The sequence below is a fragment of the Salegentibacter salegens genome (genome assembly GCF_900142975.1).
Lineage (GTDB): Bacteria > Bacteroidota > Bacteroidia > Flavobacteriales > Flavobacteriaceae > Salegentibacter > Salegentibacter salegens.
This window is the reverse complement of the sequence record NZ_LT670848.1, coordinates 3,109,505-3,127,024: the sequence shown is the minus strand read 5'-3', so window position 1 is coordinate 3,127,024 and position 17,520 is coordinate 3,109,505. Positions and strand designations below refer to the sequence as shown.

13 protein-coding genes are annotated in these 17,520 nt (G+C 36.7%); 5 read left to right on the top strand and 8 right to left on the bottom strand.

What is annotated here, in order from left to right; translation table 11 throughout:
- Nucleotides 1-1,127: 1,127 nt before the first annotated feature.
- The 5 genes from B5488_RS14005 to B5488_RS13985 form a co-directional block, all read right to left on the bottom strand.
- A complete protein-coding gene (locus B5488_RS14005; protein WP_079735834.1) occupies nt 1,128-2,081 on the bottom strand; it encodes a transketolase family protein in 954 nt (317 codons plus the stop codon).
- Nucleotides 2,082-2,145: 64 nt separating this feature from the next.
- Nucleotides 2,146-2,991: a transketolase gene (locus B5488_RS14000; RefSeq protein WP_407690207.1), complete on the bottom strand. Its 846-nt coding sequence runs from the start codon at nt 2,989-2,991 to the stop codon at nt 2,146-2,148.
- A 3-nt stretch (nt 2,992-2,994) separates the two neighbouring features.
- A complete protein-coding gene (fsa, locus tag B5488_RS13995; RefSeq protein WP_079735832.1) occupies nt 2,995-3,651 on the bottom strand; it encodes a fructose-6-phosphate aldolase in 657 nt (218 codons plus the stop codon).
- A gap of 17 nt (nt 3,652-3,668) precedes the next feature.
- Entirely contained in the window at nt 3,669-5,615 is a 1,947-nt protein-coding gene (locus B5488_RS13990; RefSeq protein WP_079735831.1) for a sialate O-acetylesterase, read from the bottom strand.
- A gap of 33 nt (nt 5,616-5,648) precedes the next feature.
- Nucleotides 5,649-6,368, bottom strand: coding sequence for an NUDIX hydrolase (locus B5488_RS13985; RefSeq protein WP_079735830.1), 720 nt, complete (start codon nt 6,366-6,368; stop codon nt 5,649-5,651).
- A gap of 146 nt (nt 6,369-6,514) precedes the next feature.
- On the opposite strand from B5488_RS13985, the gene B5488_RS13980 reads away from it, so the two are divergent.
- The 3 genes from B5488_RS13980 to xylA are packed head-to-tail and all read left to right on the top strand — an operon-like array spanning nt 6,515 to nt 10,949.
- On the top strand, nt 6,515-8,113 hold the full coding sequence (locus tag B5488_RS13980; RefSeq protein WP_079735829.1) for a sugar porter family MFS transporter: 1,599 nt from the start codon (nt 6,515-6,517) through the stop codon (nt 8,111-8,113).
- A gap of 20 nt (nt 8,114-8,133) precedes the next feature.
- A complete protein-coding gene (locus B5488_RS13975) occupies nt 8,134-9,627 on the top strand; it encodes a xylulokinase (RefSeq protein ID WP_079735828.1) in 1,494 nt (497 codons plus the stop codon).
- Nucleotides 9,628-9,632: 5 nt separating this feature from the next.
- Complete coding sequence (gene xylA, locus B5488_RS13970; RefSeq protein ID WP_079735827.1) at nt 9,633-10,949, top strand: xylose isomerase; 1,317 nt, start codon at nt 9,633-9,635, stop codon at nt 10,947-10,949.
- Nucleotides 10,950-11,110: 161 nt separating this feature from the next.
- Here xylA and B5488_RS13965 read toward each other — a convergent pair whose 3' ends face one another.
- Complete coding sequence (locus B5488_RS13965; protein WP_075325781.1) at nt 11,111-11,287, bottom strand: histone H1; 177 nt, start codon at nt 11,285-11,287, stop codon at nt 11,111-11,113.
- 312 nt (nt 11,288-11,599) lie between these two features.
- Here B5488_RS13965 and B5488_RS13960 point away from each other — a divergent pair, with 312 nt between their 5' ends.
- Nucleotides 11,600-11,977, top strand: coding sequence for a DUF3703 domain-containing protein (locus B5488_RS13960; RefSeq protein ID WP_079735826.1), 378 nt, complete (start codon nt 11,600-11,602; stop codon nt 11,975-11,977).
- Nucleotides 11,978-12,234: 257 nt separating this feature from the next.
- Nucleotides 12,235-13,698 (top strand): glycoside hydrolase family 130 protein, encoded by a 1,464-nt coding sequence (locus B5488_RS13955; protein ID WP_079735825.1) that lies wholly within the window; start codon nt 12,235-12,237, stop codon nt 13,696-13,698.
- A gap of 6 nt (nt 13,699-13,704) precedes the next feature.
- Here B5488_RS13955 and B5488_RS13950 read toward each other — a convergent pair whose 3' ends face one another.
- Complete coding sequence (locus B5488_RS13950; protein WP_079735824.1) at nt 13,705-14,727, bottom strand: glycosyltransferase family 4 protein; 1,023 nt, start codon at nt 14,725-14,727, stop codon at nt 13,705-13,707.
- Entirely contained in the window at nt 14,727-17,006 is a 2,280-nt protein-coding gene (locus tag B5488_RS13945) for a glycosyltransferase family 4 protein (protein WP_079735823.1), read from the bottom strand. Before B5488_RS13945 ends, B5488_RS13950 begins: the two co-directional genes overlap by 1 nt.
- Nucleotides 17,007-17,520: the final 514 nt, after the last annotated feature.

Sequence of the window (17,520 nt, the reverse complement as noted above, 5' to 3'; positions counted from 1 at the left end):
TCTTGTTTAAAGGGTTATTAAATAGTTTGTAAATGAACAGATATACACCTTTTTAATGTTTAATATAGTTTTAAGAAGTATTATCGCATTTTGTTAACGTAGAATTAAAAATCAGCCTATTTTAAGGTTTTGATAATTTCAGATAGACTTAATTGTGAATTATTCCTTAAAAATCTGAATCAAATATATCTGTTAATTCAGCTTATCAATAATTGTGGTGTTACAAATACTTTACGGTATGTTACATGCGGATAAAAAAATGGTAAAATCAATGTAAATACGGTTAAAATAGGACATATTTCAGGACACCTTAATGGTCTTAAACCCTATAAAACCTACAAATCCAAGCAATTTAGAAGTCACTTATTAGGCTCTGCTTTGTGAAATGTTAATTTTACATTTAAATAGCGATTTAAGGCATAAATATGTGTTCAGCCGGTAATAATTAGTTTAAAAATCCCCGTTTTTCAAATAATTTTGAGACAAAAAACCGGTCATTCTCAACTTGAGCTATCATTATTTATTTTTCTGAGAAAATCAAGGTGAATTATACTAAATGAATCAATAAATTTTAGAAGATTCCAAAAGGCAAACTACCCGGGAAAGCTTTAAGAAGCAGAAGTATTATTGAGAAATATATTTTGATTTTGGAAGCAAGCCTCGGAACATTTACCTCTCGATATCGAGTGAAATTAGATTCACCAGGTTTTTATTTGAAAATCGTTATAGGTTAGTGAAAACCACGATTTCAATTACCTAGCTTAAATTATAATAAGAGAAGGAACTATGCATAAAGTCTTGTCATAAGAATAGCCCTAAAGAATGTTCGGGTCTAAAGTAAAAATGAAGAATTGAAGTATTTATTCCTTTTGAAAAATACCTTGTAAATAATTTGATCTTAATTAATGAAAAGATAAACTTTCAAAAAGAACTCGAGATTGAGCTTTTAGTGCAGAAGAATAAAACCTTAGATTTCTCAGGAAATAAATAGTTCAGCCCAATTAGTTCCGGTTCAAATTTAAAAATAAGAAAGGCTATCTGAAAAATTTTTAATCCGTTATTCTGAAACAGGTTCAGCTTTACGAAATTAGATTTTCCAGATAGCCTTTTTTAATTCGTGGCCTTAATTATTTCCTTTTAATTACTTTTTCAGCAGCTTTTAAAATAGACTCAGAATTTAAACCGTATTTTTCAAAGAGCTGTTCTGGTGTACCGCTTTCTCCAAAAGTATCTTGGGTAGCCACAAATTCTTGTGGTGCAGGATTGTTTTCAGCTAAAGTACGGGCTACACTTTCTCCAAGTCCGCCAAGAAAGTTGTGTTCTTCTGCAGTAACCACACACCCAGTTTTCTTAACCGATTTGATTATGGCTTCTGCATCTAAAGGTTTTATGGTGTGGATATTAATCACATCGGCGCTAATCCCTTTTTCTGAAAGTTTTTGTGCCGCCTGTATCGCTTCCCAAACCAAATGTCCTGTAGCGATTATGGTTACATCTTCCCCTTCATAAAGTTGAACGGCTTTCCCAATCTCAAAATTCTGATCTTCTGGGGTGAAATTGGCCACTTTTGGCCTTCCAAATCGAAGGTAAACCGGGCCGTCGTATTCGGCGATCGCTAAAGTAGCAGCTTTGGTCTGGTTAAAATCGCAGGTATTAATTACCGTCATTCCCGGTAACATTTTCATAAGACCTATATCTTCCAGGATCTGGTGGGTTGCTCCGTCTTCTCCCAAAGTCACTCCAGAGTGCGAAGCACAAATCTTAACGTTTTTTCCTGAATAGGCGATAGACTGACGAATCTGGTCGTAAACCCTTCCGGTTGCAAAATTGGCAAAAGTCCCGGCAAATGGTATTTTTCCGCCAATGGTAAGACCGGCGGACATTCCCATCATATTGGCTTCAGCAATTCCCACCTGGAAGAAACGCTCTGGATTTTCATCTATAAAATCCTGCATTTTAAGCGATCCCACTAGGTCGGCACAAAGTGCTACTACATTAGGATTAGTTCGGCCAAGTTCGGTCAGTCCCGCTCCAAATCCCGAGCGGGTATCTTTTTTTCCTGTATCTGTATATGTTTTCATTCTAATTTTCTTTGTCATTTCCGTCCCGAAAAAAGCGGGATAAACTGCGGCGGAAATTTATTTTTTAATAATCTCCTAAAGTTTCCGGGTTTTGAGAAAGTGCGTTTTCCAACTGTTCGTCGTTAGGCGCTTTACCATGCCAGGCGTGGGTATGCATCATAAAATCTACACCGTTCCCCATCATGGTAGTCATTAGTACACAAACCGGTTTTCCTTTTCCGGTTCGGGTTTTAGCTTCATTTAAACCATCAATGACTTGTTGCATATTATTTCCATCTTCAATCTCCATAACATCCCAGCCAAAAGCTTCAAATTTGGCTTTTAGATTACCCATTGGCAAAACGTTTTCTGTACTTCCGTCTATCTGCTGGCCGTTTACGTCTACCGTTGAAATAATATTATCAACTTTATTTCCGGCAGCATACATAATGGCTTCCCAGTTTTGACCTTCCTGTAATTCTCCATCTCCGTGAAGTGAAAATACCAGGTGATTATCTTTATTTAACTTTTTTGCTTGTGCGGCACCAAGAGCGACCGACATTCCCTGTCCCAGTGAACCTGAAGCGACACGAATTCCCGGCAGGCCTTCGTGCGTTGTTGGGTGCCCCTGTAACCTGGAATCTATAAGGCGAAAAGTATTTAATTCATCTACAGGAAAATAACCGCTACGGGCTAAAACACTGTAAAAAACCGGTGAAATATGACCGTTAGAAAGGAAGAAAAGGTCTTCTTCTTTTCCGTCCATATTAAACTCGGGTTTATGTTCCATAATTCCGCCCTGGTACAAAGCGGTAAAAAACTCTGTACAGCCCAGTGAACCTCCGGGGTGACCCGAATTCACTTTATGAACCTGCCTTAAAATATCCCGGCGAACCTGGGTAGCAAAATCTTCTAATTTTTTAATATCCATAATTTATACATTAAATGATTTAGCATCTTCTAAAAATTTCGCAAGTCCACTATCTGTAAGCGGGTGTTTCAACAATCCATCTATAGAAGATAGTGGGCCTGTCATTACATCGGCACCAATTTTCGCGCAATTAATCACATGCATAGAATGGCGAATAGACGCTGCAAGAATTTCAGTTTCAAAACCGTAGTTATCATAGATAAGTCGGATGTCTGCTATAAGATTTAATCCATCGGTAGAAATATCATCCAGTCTACCCAGGAATGGTGAAACATATGTTGCACCCGCCTTAGCCGCAAGCAAGGCCTGCCCGGCTGAAAATACCAATGTACAATTGGTTTTTATTCCCTTGTCTGAAAAGTATTTTATGGCTTTTACGCCTTCCTTAATCATAGGAACTTTTACAATAATTTGCTTGTGTAATTTGGCAAGTTCTTCCCCTTCACTTACAATTCCATCAAAATCTGTGGCTACAACTTCTGCAGAAACATCTCCATCTACTATTTCACAAATATCCAGGTAATGCTGAAGAATATTATCTTTTCCGGTAATACCTTCTTTTGCCATTAAAGATGGATTGGTTGTTACTCCATCTAAAACGCCCAGATCCTGTGCTTCTTTAATCTGATCTAAATTTGCTGTATCAATAAAAAATTTCATCTCAAGTTTAGTTTTAGTTATTTTTCTTTAGTTAATTCTATTTCAAATGGGACTGCCGGTAAATCTTTCTGGTTATAAAGATTGGCATTCCCGGGATTATTAGCCCAGGCGTATCTTACCACACCCGGATTTTTAATTTTGTTATTATAAATCTTCAAAGTTTTATCGTCCAGTATTTCAGCTTTCGCTTTATAGAAAGTTTTGCCATCTTCTGAAATGGTAAAACCGGTAGGTTTCTTTCCGTTTTTAAATTTCCAGCCAGATTTCAGGTTATCAAAATTGATCAAAACAGCTCCATCTTTGATTTTCCAATCTAAAGGAGCAGGACCAGAACTAACAATATCTTCTTTATAAATTAGCTTCCTGGCTTCCAGCGCTAATCTATTCCCCACGTCTCTTTTATTTAACGGGTGAATATCGTTCCATTCCCCAAGGTCTATAGTTACGGCCATCCCGGTATGAGGAACATTAAGGTTCGTATTTCGTTGTACCTCTCTCATTTTAGCCCAGCTACTTTCTTGGGGCTCTGTGGTTTCTTCCATAAAATTTGGTAGCTGCACAAAAAGAAATGGTAAGTCGGGATCATTAAAATGCTCACGCCAGCTTTTTATCATCTTCGGAAATGTTTCCGCATAAAGATCTGGATCATCGGTATCAGATTCCCCCTGATACCATAACACACCTTTCAGTTCAAAATTAGTAATAGGAGCAATCATTGCGTTATAAAGTCCGCCCGATTTCCACCTGATAAAAGTTTGACCCGGCGTATTTGGCATTGTTGCTGCCTGCTTAAATTGCCAGGTTCCGGAAATATTAAGTGTATCTTTATCTACAATTAAATGATAAGGTTTATCTTTTATAAAACCCGTAGGCCCGCCATTGTTTACCAGGCGAACTACAATTTCATTCTCCTCTTTCTTTAATAGCTTTGCATCGAACTTATATTTTCTAGGCGGATATTGATAACCAGTATGTCCAACCTGTTTTCCGTTTACATAGGCATAATCCATATCTACCAATCTTCCTAAATGTAATTTCACCGTATCAGATTCCGGTAAATGAGAAATATTTACCGTTTTTGAAAACCAGGCCACTCCCGCGCTATTATTTCTATCTTCTGCTGAAATACATCCCGGAATTTCAACTTCTTTCCACGAAGTTTTATCAACATCAGGCTTAAACCATTCTTCTTGTAAACCAGTATCTTTTTTATCTAAATCTCCATACCAATTATTAATTGCTTTTTGTTCAGAATTGACTACTGAATCTAAAAAAGTTTGATTTCCCCATTGCAAATGCTCTTCGTAAAATTGCGGAAATTCCTTTAAGGATTCCTTATCCATCCAGGCCGAAACAGGAGAACCTCCCAGGGCAGAATTAATAAGTCCAATAGGTACTGCTTCTTTTTCAAAGATCGCTTTTGCAAAAAAATAAGCTACTCCAGAAAATTCCAGAATATTTGTCCCGTTAACCTCTTTCCAGGAACCGGAAGAAAAATCATCTCTTTCACCGGTAAATTCGTATTCATCGGGCACTTCAAATTGCCTGATTTTAGAATTATTGGCATTTTTTATTTCCTCGCTATAGGTATCAGATAAACGACTCATTGGCAACTCCATATTAGACTGTCCTGAACATAAATACACATCGCCAAACAAAATATTTTTAACCTCAACTTTATTCGAGGCATTAAATGTCATAGTATATGGGCCTCCTGCTTTTTGCGCGGGAAGTTTAATTTCCCATTTGCCATCGCCGTTTGCCTTTGCTGTGAAATTTTTTCCCTGAAATTGAAGCGTCACCACCTCTCCATTAGAGACCCAACCCCATAGTTTAAGTTCTGTATCTCTTTGAAGGATAACATTATCACTTATTAATTGGGGTAGCTTAATTTGTGCAAATGTGAATCCTACACTTATAAAGAATAAAACTACAAATAATTTCTTTTTTAAATCCAGGCTCATATTAATTTTTTAGATTATAGCGATAATAATTAGTTAGAATTCAAAATTAAATCCTTTGCGGGTTAGGTTTTGGTAAATTTCCTCATCAAACCTATACAGCTTGGCTGCTCTATGAGAAACCCCGGTTTGCTTACCTCCAGCTTCTTGCAAAAGTTTCATTTTTAAAAATTTTCTTCTGAAATTACTTTTGTCCATTTCAACATCCAAAATTTCAGTATATAACTGCATCAGCTGGAGCAGGGTAAATTTTTCAGGAAGCAGGTTAAAGCCTATGGGCGCACGTTTTACTTTTCCGCGCAAACGGTTTAAACTTGACTGCAAAATTTCATTATGATCGTAAATAAGCTCAGGAATATCTTTTATCCTGTACCATTTTGCTTCTGAAGCGGTAAAACCGGCTTTTACATTAAAATCTTCCCTGTTAATTAAAGCGTAATATCCAATCGTAATTACCCTACCAAGAGGAAATCGTTCTGGCTTTCCAAAGGTTCTAACCTGCTCCAGGTAAATATCTTTTACTCCTGTTAATTCCGAAAGTAATCTATCGGCTGCCACATCTATATCCTCTTCTTTTTTAATCCAGCCCCCTGGAAGTCCCCATTTACCTTTACTAATACCTTCGCCGTGTTGAACCAGTAAAACTTCCAGATATCCCTTTTCAAAACTAAATACACAACAGTCAATAGTTATAGAACTCATAACTTCTGCTGCAGAAAGATCATTTGTGGGTAGAAATGGCAACGGGTTTTTCATAAGTATATATAATGTGTAACTTTATAGAGATATAGACAAATTTATGCCTTGTTTCTTAGTATCCTACTTTAATTAAGGCTTGTAAATTGCTAATATAAAAAAAAATAACTATACTTGTAGTCAAATAAACCATAAGATATCTATAAATGGCAAAATTAAATAAGAATGGTATTGTTTTAATAACCATCGTAGCAAGTCTTGGAGGCTTATTGTTTGGGTATGATACTGCAGTAATTTCGGGAGCCGTGGGTGCTCTTGAAAACTATTTTATTGGAGCATTAGAAACCGATAAAGACCTGGCAGTAGCTGCTATTTTTCAGTTTAAAGTAATTATTAGTATTTGCGTGCTGGCGCTAGTAATTTTATTCAGCTCATTTCTTCTCAAATTTTTCAGTAAATCAAAAGCCTATCTAATAATTGGGCTTTTTGTACTTATAGGCGGTGCTGTATATTACTTTCAGTTTTTAAGCCTACCTGGCGTTTTAACTGAAAATTTAAAGAATTCTATCCTCGGTTTTATGGTTAGTAGTGCACTTGTAGGGTGTATTATTGGAGCTTCCCTGGGAGACAATGTAGCCAATTCAATTGGTAGGCGAAATGGCTTATTAGTAGCAGCCTCCCTATTTCTACTTTCAGCGATAGGCTCAGCTTATCCTGATTCTATGAATATCTTCTTTGGAGATTCACTTTCAGCATTTATTGTGTATAGAATCATTGGAGGAATGGGAGTTGGGTTGGCGAGCATGCTTGCTCCTTTATATATAGCTGAAATGGCACCTCCAAAGATACGGGGGAAATTGGTTAGTTTTTACCAGCTGGCCATTGTAAGTGGGATGATGGTGGTTTATTTTGTGAATTATTTTATCGTTCAGGGTCAGGCAGAAATGTGGATCAACACCACAGGATGGAGATATATGTTCCTATCTGAAGGAATCCCCGCTACTATTTTCTTTCTTGCTTTACTGTTAGTACCTAAAACCCCAAGGTTCCAGGTGATGAAAGGCAATGAAAAAGATGCACTTAAAGTACTTACCAATTTAAATGGCCCCGAAAGAGCCCCGGGTGTGTTAGCAGAAATAAAAAAGTCTTTTGGCAAGAAAAAGGCCCACTGGCTTTATTTTGGAGGAACCGTGGTTATAATAGGTTTACTCCTATCTATCTTTCAACAGTTTGTGGGTATAAACGTAGTACTTTATTACGCCCCCGAAATCTTTAGAGGAATGGGTATGGAAACCGATGCTTCTATGCTACAAACCATTATAGTAGGTGCCATTAATATGATTTTTACCGTAGTAGCAATTTCTACCGTAGACAAATTTGGCCGTAAAAAATTAATGATGATTGGGAGTGCTGTTATGGCGCTAAGTATGATTGGCCTTGGTTTCGCACTTTACCTGGAAACAACAGGAGTCACTGCTTTAATGTTTATGCTTTTCTACATCGCTGCCTTCGCTATGTCCTGGGGCCCTGTAGTTTGGGTATTATTATCTGAAATTTTCCCAAATTCTATAAAAGGGGTTATGGCTGTAGCTGTAGCCATACAATGGCTTGCAAACCTATTGGTATCGTGGACCTTCCCAATGATGAATAATAATTCTGATTTGATAGCCATGTTTAACAATGGTTTTCCATACTGGATCTACGGAATAATGGCGATCCTTTCCGGCTTATTTATTTGGAAATTTGTACCCGAAACCAAAGAGAAAACGCTCGAGGAAATGGAAAATATTTGGATTTCAAAATAAAATAAATCAAGAATTAACGTATGTATTTTTTAGGAATAGATTTAGGAAGTTCTTCCATCAAATTATCGGTACTGGATGCCGAAAAAGGAACGACTATAGCTTCAGCTAAAGTTCCCGAATTTGAAATGGAGATCGCCGCCCCACAATTTGGCTGGGCCGAACAAAATCCAGAAGATTGGTGGGAAAATGTAAAGAAAGGATTTAGCATTCTTAGAGATAAAAAAGGCGTAGACCTTAAAAAAATTAAAGGAATTGGTATTGCATACCAAATGCACGGACTTGTTCTAACCGACGACAAGCTAAACCCGGTAAGGCCTTCTATTATTTGGTGTGACAGCCGCGCTGTAGAAATAGGACACGAAGCCTATAAAGCAATTGGTGAAGAAATTAGCAAGAATCAGATTCTGGGTAGCCCGGGAAATTTCACCGCTTCTAAGTTAAAGTGGGTTAAAGAAAACGAACCCGAAAACTTCAAAAAGGCTTCTATTATGATGTTGCCGGGAGATTATATCGCGGCGAAACTTTCAGAAACTCCTCAAATAAGTACTTCAGGTTTATCTGAAGCCGCCTTATGGGATTTTTCTAAAGGAAAATTAGCAACCGAAGTTTTAGACAAAATGGGACTTTCCGAAGATTTTATCCCGGAAATCGTTCCGAGTTTTGGAGACCAGGCTACAGTAAGCGCTGCAATAGCCTCTGAATTAGGACTTGACCCTGGAACTAAAATAAACTACAGGGCCGGAGATCAACCTAACAATGCATTTTCGCTTAATGCGTTAAAACCGGGAGACATCGCAACCACTGCGGGAACCTCAGCGGTAATGTATGCAGTGAGTGCAGAAAATACATTTGACCCTGAAAGCAGGGTGAATACGTTTCTTCACGTGAATAATACCGAAAAGGCTAAACACAACGGAGTTCTTTTATGCATCAACGGTTCAGGGATTCTTTACCAATGGTTACGGAAAATAATTTCGGTAGGCAGGGAAGAACTTATTCCGTATGAAAAGTTAAATGAAGAAGCTGCTAAAGTCGAGCCGGGAAGTAAAGGCCTTCGCTTTTATCCTTTTGGAAATGGTGTAGAGCGTATTTTCAGTAATAAAGAAGTGAATTCAGGCATAGAAAACCTTAACTACAACATTCACCAGCCAGCGCATCTTATAAGATCTGCCTGCGAAGGGATTGTTTTTGCCATGAATTATGGTTTTGAGGTAATGCAATCTATTGGTGTGGAAGGAAAAGTGGTAAGAGCGGGAAAAGACAATTTATTCTTAAGTCCGGTTTTTCGGGAAATTTTCGTAAACACTACCCAAACCACTTTAGAACTTTACAACACATCTGGCGCAGAAGGTGCTGCCCGTGGTGCGGCTGTAGGCTATGGCTTTTATAAGGAATTTGATGAAGCTTTTACCAGCTTAAAGTGCCTGGAAAGAATGGAGCCTGATGCTAAATTAAGTAAGCAGTACCAGGAGATTTACCAGGAATGGAAACAGAATATTAAAATTAAAGAATAATAATTATGAGTAACAACACATTTTTTAAAGGAATAGATAAAATTAAATTTGAAGGCAGGGAAAGTTCAAACCCTTTAGCCTACAAATGGTACGATGAAAATAAAATGGTAGCCGGTAAAACGCTTAAAGAGCATTTAAGATTTGCGGTAGCTTACTGGCATACATTTAATAACAAAGGTGGCGATCCTTTTGGTGCCGAGACAGAAACTTTTGAATGGGACAAAAAGGAAAATGTAATAGATCGCGCCAAAGATAAAATGGATGCTGCATTTGAATTTATTGAAAAACTTGGAATTCCTTACTACTGTTTCCACGATATAGATGTTGTAGATGACTGTTCTTCGCTTTCTGAATTTGAAAAGCGTATGGAAACTATGGTTGACTATGCTAAACAAAAACAACAAGAAACCGGGATTAAATTATTGTGGGGAACTTCCAACCTATTTAGCGATCCCCGTTATATGAACGGAGCTTCTACTAACCCCGATTTTAATGTTGTTGCACGTGCCAGTGCACAGGCAAAAATCGCTATAGATGCGACCATTGCTTTAAATGGTGAGAATTATGTATTCTGGGGAGGCCGGGAAGGTTATATGAGCCTTTTAAATACCGATATGAAGCGTGAGCAGGATCACTTGGCACAATTCCTTACTACCTGTCGTGATTACGCCAGAAAACAAGGTTTTAAAGGAAATTTCCTTATTGAACCAAAACCTATGGAGCCTACAAAACACCAGTACGATTATGATACTGCTACTTCCATAGGATTCTTAAAGAATTACGGATTGGAAAAAGATTTTAAAATCAATATTGAAGTGAACCATGCTACATTGGCAGGGCATACTTTTCAGCACGAATTACAAACCGCTGTAGATGCAAATATGCTTGGTAGTATTGATGCTAACCGTGGTGATTATCAAAATGGATGGGATACCGATCAATTTCCAATAGATGTTTATGAAATAACCGAAGCTATGTTAGTAATCCTTGAAGGAGGAGGAATTCAGGGTGGAGGAATCAATTTTGATGCTAAAGTTCGAAGAAATTCTACTGATCTTGAAGATAAATTTATAGCTCATATTGCCGGTATGGATGCTTTTGCACGCGGACTTATTGCTGCAGACAACGTACTGCAAAACACCAACTATAAGAAGCTTAGAAAAGATCGTTACGCTTCTTTTGATAGTGGTAACGGGAGCAAATTTGAAAATGGAGATCTTTCTCTGGAAGAAATTAGCAAAATAGCCAAAGAGTTCGGAGAACCAAAACAACTAAGCGGTAAACAAGAATTATATGAGCAAATTATTGCAAATGCTTTTTAAAAATTAGCCCAAACTAACTTTCTTTATTTTTATTAATTCCTCTGAAACTGGTTTTCAGGGGAATTTTTGGTTTTAATAAGAAGGGCCGTCAAAAATGTAGAATAGCAAAACCTCATACAAAACATAAAAAAAACCTCCTTTTCAGGAGGTTTTTGTAAACTTTACTTTTTTGATTCGGCTACTGAAACTTTACGAAACTCTTTTAGGAGTTTTTCCAGTTCCAAAGAAGATTTTCTAGCTCTTGTACCGGCACTTTTATTGCCAGATTCCAGCTGCGCATTAGCTTCTGTTTGGAAATTTTCAAAAGTAGATTGAATGTTTTCAACAAGTTCTTTCATGATAGTTGTTTTAAAGTTTAAAACGCTAAAATAGCAGAATATTCCCCGGAGAACTCAATTTTCAGATATTTTTACTGAATAATTTCAAAGAAAATCAAGGACAATTCGGGAGCACCTTCTACCAAACGAGTAATTTTTATCACCCATTCTTTTATAAAAAATCAGGTCTTATAAAATATCTGAGTAGAATTATTAGAATTTTTCTTTTAATACTAAATGAATTAATTTAGAACACTATTAACGCAACAACAAATCTATAATTCAGGATCTAAATTATTATCTTGTAGTAAGATGAATCTAAAAATCACTTTCATGAAATTTTATACTTCGCTTCCTGAAACATTGAAACCATATTACAATATTGAGCTTGCAAATTATAGCTTTGAATACTCAAATGGAAATTTAAAAAGTGCCTGGAGTCATTTGGAACGAGCTCACATAATTGGGCAAAAATATCCTTATGCCCATACCTATGTACACTGGAAAATGCTTCAATTTGGATTTCGAATTAAGAATGGAAAAGAGATTTTAGGACAAATTCCACGTTTAATATTTGGGGGAGTAAAATCTTTTGTGGGAAAAATCCCTGTAGGAAATCCAGGCGGAGCAAATGTTCCTCCTTTAAAACCATTTCCCATAGAAAAAGAACTGCAAGAGATATTTTTTAAAGCAGGTGTAAATTATCGTTAAAATGGGAATAATAATTTTCCCAGTTCAAAAAAAAATCGTTTGACAATAGCTCTACTAAATTAAAGCTCGACCTCTAATCAGTTTCTCTTATATAAATACTTCGTAAAAAACTGTAACTCATTTTGAACAAAACGCGCCCTCTTAATTTTCTAAAAAGAAACGAATGGAAATGGCCTGCCTAAAAATTAGGATTTAAACTGGCATTCGTATTCAATTAACCAATATCTTTAAAAGGTCTTCCGCTAAAAAGTTCAATTATGAGAGTTTCTGTAGAACGTAAAGGTATCAAGTTCATGCCCGATTCCAGTCGGGTTGTGGTTAGGTTTTTTATGAATGGGGATCAAAGAACTCAAAACCTGGTTACAAGGATTTTGGCGATGAGCGATTTTCAGGTTACTCAAACTTTAGAACAAACCCTAAGGGAGTTTTCCAGACGGCACCGCAATATTTCGAAAATATTTATAAAACATTGTTCTAATATTCGGCATATTATTGAAGCAATGCAGGTTAACTACGCTGAACTTTCTGAAGAAAGAAAATTGCTAATAGGTTCTTATTGCACGATGGAATTTGCCCTGGAATCAGCTGCATTTTTCAATCCTTCTATGATTGAAGATTTTGACCAAACTTATTTAGAAGAGGGCGAAAAAAGAGTGATTATCTCCTTTAGAGTAACTGGAGAAGGCCATATTTCATCATTGGTATTTAGAAGGGGTATTCTTGACAAGAACAATGATTTACATTTAATGAAAATCGGGAATCATATTGATAAAGCAGAGATTTCGCATAAAAAACTATATGATAAAAAACGCTTTATAGAAAGGCTTGGGGAGATGGATATTCCCAAGAAATTTTCAAAAGCTATTATGAATAGATTACCCGATAGGTTTGAGTATTATGCCTTAAAACAGGAAGTAAGCAAAATTTTAGAAGACACTAATATGATTGCTGAAAGAAGAAGGGCCCTGAAAGAAATAACCTGGCTTGTAGATTCTTTTTACGATATTGAATTTAAACACGATGCCGATCTTTCGGCGCGCGTAATTTTTCCAATTTCAGAATCGGAAAGCAGTGGTATTGAAGACGCACGTTTTGTAAGATTTATTGATGACGACGGGCAAATAAAAGTATATGCAACGTATACCGCGTATAATGGCCATACCATTTTGCCAAAGCTTCTCTCTACCGATGATTTTTATACCTTTAGGATTATGCCTTTACATGGCGACGGGGCTCAAAATAAAAATTTAGCCCTTTTTCCTACCAAAATAAAAGGTAAATATGCGATGCTGGCAAGAATTGACGGAGTAAACAATTATATTATGTTTTCTGAAAGGAGCACTTTATGGAAAAATCCTATTCTTCTTCAGAAACCAAAATATCCCTGGGAATTTACTCAAATTGGCAATTGTGGTTCGCCATTGTATACCACCGAAGGCTGGTTAATTATCACCCACGGCGTAGGCCCTATGCGCCGCTATTGTATTGGAGCTTCACTTTTTGATCTTGACGATCCTACCAAAGAAATAGGCCGCCTGGAAGAACCTTTGGTTACGCCTCTGGAAAATGAAAGAGAAGGTTACGTTCCCAATGTTGTTTACTCCTGCGGGGCGCTAATTCACAACCAAAGCCTTATTCTGCCGTATGCGGTTTCAGATTATTCTTCTACATACGCGGTGGTGAAATTGGCCGACTTATTTAGTGCTTTAAAACGCAGATAAATCTCTTCATCTAACCAATTTATTTTTGATCACAGTTGTGTAAGCTTCAATATAAGCATTGACCATAGTTTCAAGACTAAATTTTTTCAGCGCATAATTCCTGCAGGTTTCAGGTTTTATTTTATTTAATGCTTTGATCGCCAACACCGCTTCTGAAATATCTTTTGGCAAAAATCCGGTTTCTCCTTCTACAATAAGTTCTGGCATACTTCCTCGATTAAAGGCGATTACCGGCGTGCCACACATCATAGCTTCCAGAACACTTAATCCAAAAGGTTCTTCAAAAAATATGGGATGAAGCAATGCTTTTGCGCTTCCAAGTAGTTTATCCCGTGCTTCAGGGCCAACATTTCCCAGGTAATAAACATTTTCATTATCTATGTAAGGTTTTATTTCTGAATTAAAATATGACTCATTCTGAATAAGTCCGGCAATTTTTAGCGGAAAGCCTGCCTTGCGGGCAATTTCAATAGCGGCGTGAGCACCTTTATCGGGGTGAATTCTTCCGAAGTAAAGCAGGTAATTTTCTTTATTTTTTCTGAAGGTGAATTTTTTAGGATCCAGGCCATGATAAATAGTAGCGAGATAATCCAGCTCCTTGTTTCGATTGGAATTAGAAATGGAAACATATGAAGTTGAAGCATTATATTTTTTATAAACCGGAAGAATTTTTGAAGAAGAAAACCCGTGAATTGTAGTTAACATAGGAGTTTTAATCAGGCGCGAATAACTTAGAGGAAGAAAATCGAAATGGTTATGAATAATATCAAATTGGTGCGCTTGTTCCATTAAATGACTAATGTGCAAGCACTCCACTACTTTTGGATCGTTTTCTTTATCTACTTCGTAAGGTAATTTACAAATCCATTCCAGTTTTGCTTTAGTAATAGAATCACCAGATGCAAAAAGCGTAACATCATAACCTTTTGCTACCAAACCTTCAGTAATATTTGAAGCCACCTGTTCCCAGGGGCCGTATTTTTCAGGTGGCGTGCGCCAGGCTATTGGTGACAAAACTGCAATTTTCATCAGTTATTAACCATTTCTTTTGAAAGGTTGGCAGATCTAAAGTCTGTGGTTTGGTAAAGTTCTTCGTAAGCCTGCAGCACCGTAAGGTGAGAGATTAAATAAGCGAGCGAACTCTCTGCCCCCTGATTCCTGTTTACTCCGTATTTTTCAATTCCGTCGCAGCAGCCTTTGGTATCGAAATCATACAGACTCATTCGCAAATCGTTTTCACCTAAAAACCACATAAACGACAGAAATAATTTATTTAAAAATTCTTTATCCTTGGTTAACAGAAACGCCTGATTGTACATAAGAACCATAGCCAAAGCATCAACGGGTTGCTGCGCAAACATTGATCTTTCTTCACCTTTTACATACCAATTATTATTTCCTATTATTGAAAGGTATCCGTTTTTTAAAGTATTCTCAGTAAGGAAATCCATAGATTCCAGGGCTATAGATTTTATCTTTTCATCATTTAAAATTTGAGTTGCATGAAGCAGTGATAATGGTAAAATACCATTATCATACGCCAGTAAATTTTCAAACCAATGCCAGTCTTTAGATCTATTGTTTTCATACTGATTTACTAACTTTGAGCTTAGGTTTTTTAGGTGCGTAATCATTTCTTCATCTCCGGGATTAGCTTGCAGGTAGTAACAAATCCCGATGATCGTATTGGCTATACTTCTAATTGAGTTTAATCTTTCAAAGATTGGAACCGCATTAAAGAACACCAATTTTCCATTTTGATAATAAGCATCGTTGGGAGCATTTCCCATTAAATACCCAAGCGCCCAAATGGTTCTTCCAAAGGAATCTTCGGAACCTTTAATGTCTAAAAAATTTCTATTAAAGCTTAGAAAGTTCCTGAAGGTGCCATCTTCATTCTGCATATAATGAATATAGCTTAGGTAAATGGGCATTAACTCCAGGGCTAAAGGATTTTTTTTCTGGTTATAAGCCATTAAAGACATTAATAAAGCCCGGGCATTATCGTCAAGACAATAGCCTTCTTTAAGATTGGGAATTCCAAATTTCGCATGTTGAATTATTCCGGTATCATCAGTTAATCTTTTGATATGAGCCAATGAAAATGGCGGAAGAAGTAAAGGATCTATGATTGTTATTTCTTCTTTTATACTTTCTTTTTTGGGAGTTTTTAGAATACTTTTGGCGAGTTCTAAATATTTTTCCCCAATCCTGGGCCACTTTATCTCTTTGCCATATTTGTAGGCTTTTCTTTGAATAGCTTTAAGTGTAGCAGGATTATCTAATAAGGTATTTAGCGTAACGGCCAGATCATTTGAATCGTTAAAATTAAAAAGTCTGCCTTTACCATCTTGCAGTAACTCTGCGGCGTGCCAATAAGGAGTGGAAACCACAGCACAACCAGAACCCATAGCATAGGTGAGCGTACCACTGGTGATTTGAGCTTCATGGAGATAAGGTGTTATATAAATATCACACGCAGATAAATATCTAAATAACTCCGTTTCATCAATAAACTCGTTCAATAATAAAACGTGATTCTGAAGCTTCAGATTTTTTATGAGCAATTGCAGATAATTGCGGTATTCTTCACCTGCACTACGCAAAACATTGGGATGCGTTTTCCCTAAAACCATATAAAGAATCTCCGGGTGATTTTTAATGATTTGTGGTAAAGCTTTAATAACGGTTTCAATTCCTTTGTTTCTACCAATAAAACCAAAGGTCATGAGAACTTTCTTCTTTTTCAGTTTGAATTCAGACTTAGACTGTTTTCTGTCAAATTCAATATCGGGAACGCCGTGTTCTATAAATGCAATTTTTTTATCAGGAACATCATAAACAGAGGTTAGAAATGAAATTGCCATTTGGCTCATCACCACCACCTTATCTGCCATTTTACATATTTCCTTTAAAATAGCTTTTTCTGTATAAGAAGGATTTTCTAAGATCGTATGTAAAGTAACTATAATTGGGATTTTTACGTGATGTAATAAGGGCAAAACGTAAACCCCACCATTTCCTCCAAAAATTCCAAATTCGTGTTCAAGTATACAAATATCTGCACCATTCGAGTTTATAAAATTTGCAGCTTTCAGGTAGTCAGTTTGTTGTTCCTGGCGAATAGTAAGTTTTACTTCGGGCGGATAGACGTAGGTTTCATCAAAATCGTTCATAGCAATGATTAGGCGTTTATGTATTTTTTCGCCTTGCTGATTTTTTGCCGTCATTGCACAGGCAAGGTTTTGGGTAAAAGTCCCAATTCCACATTCCCTGGGCGGATATGTACCTATATAAGCGATCTTCATTTTAAGCTATTTATGTTGCTTTAAGCCTGGCAACATACTATGCCAGGGTAAAATCCACCTAGCGCAATATATAAGTCTGCCAGGTCTCTTAATAAATATTTTGGGGCACCTTTATAAGGGCTTTTCAAGTTGGGGAAGAATCTTAAAGATAAGCTTATTTAGCCTAAAACTTTTATAATCTATATGTTAACTTTTACTAAATATGGAGATGTTTTGGTTTCTTAGGAAGAAACTGAGAGGCACTCTAAAAATTAGATATAAAAATCAGAATGTAAAACAAAACACCACTCCAATTAGGTGGTTTTTATCTTAGTAGCGAAAATTAGACTTTCTGTATAATACCCTAATTTTGCAGTCAATTAATAATCATTTTAATACATTTTATAAAAATGAGTCTCCTATGTGCCGGGGCATCTCTCATTCTGTGATCACAAAGGGCTGTTGCAAACTGGCAGATGGAGAAAATTTTAGTTTCGACTTAAGCCAGGAAGAGATCGAAGAGGCCACAAGATCC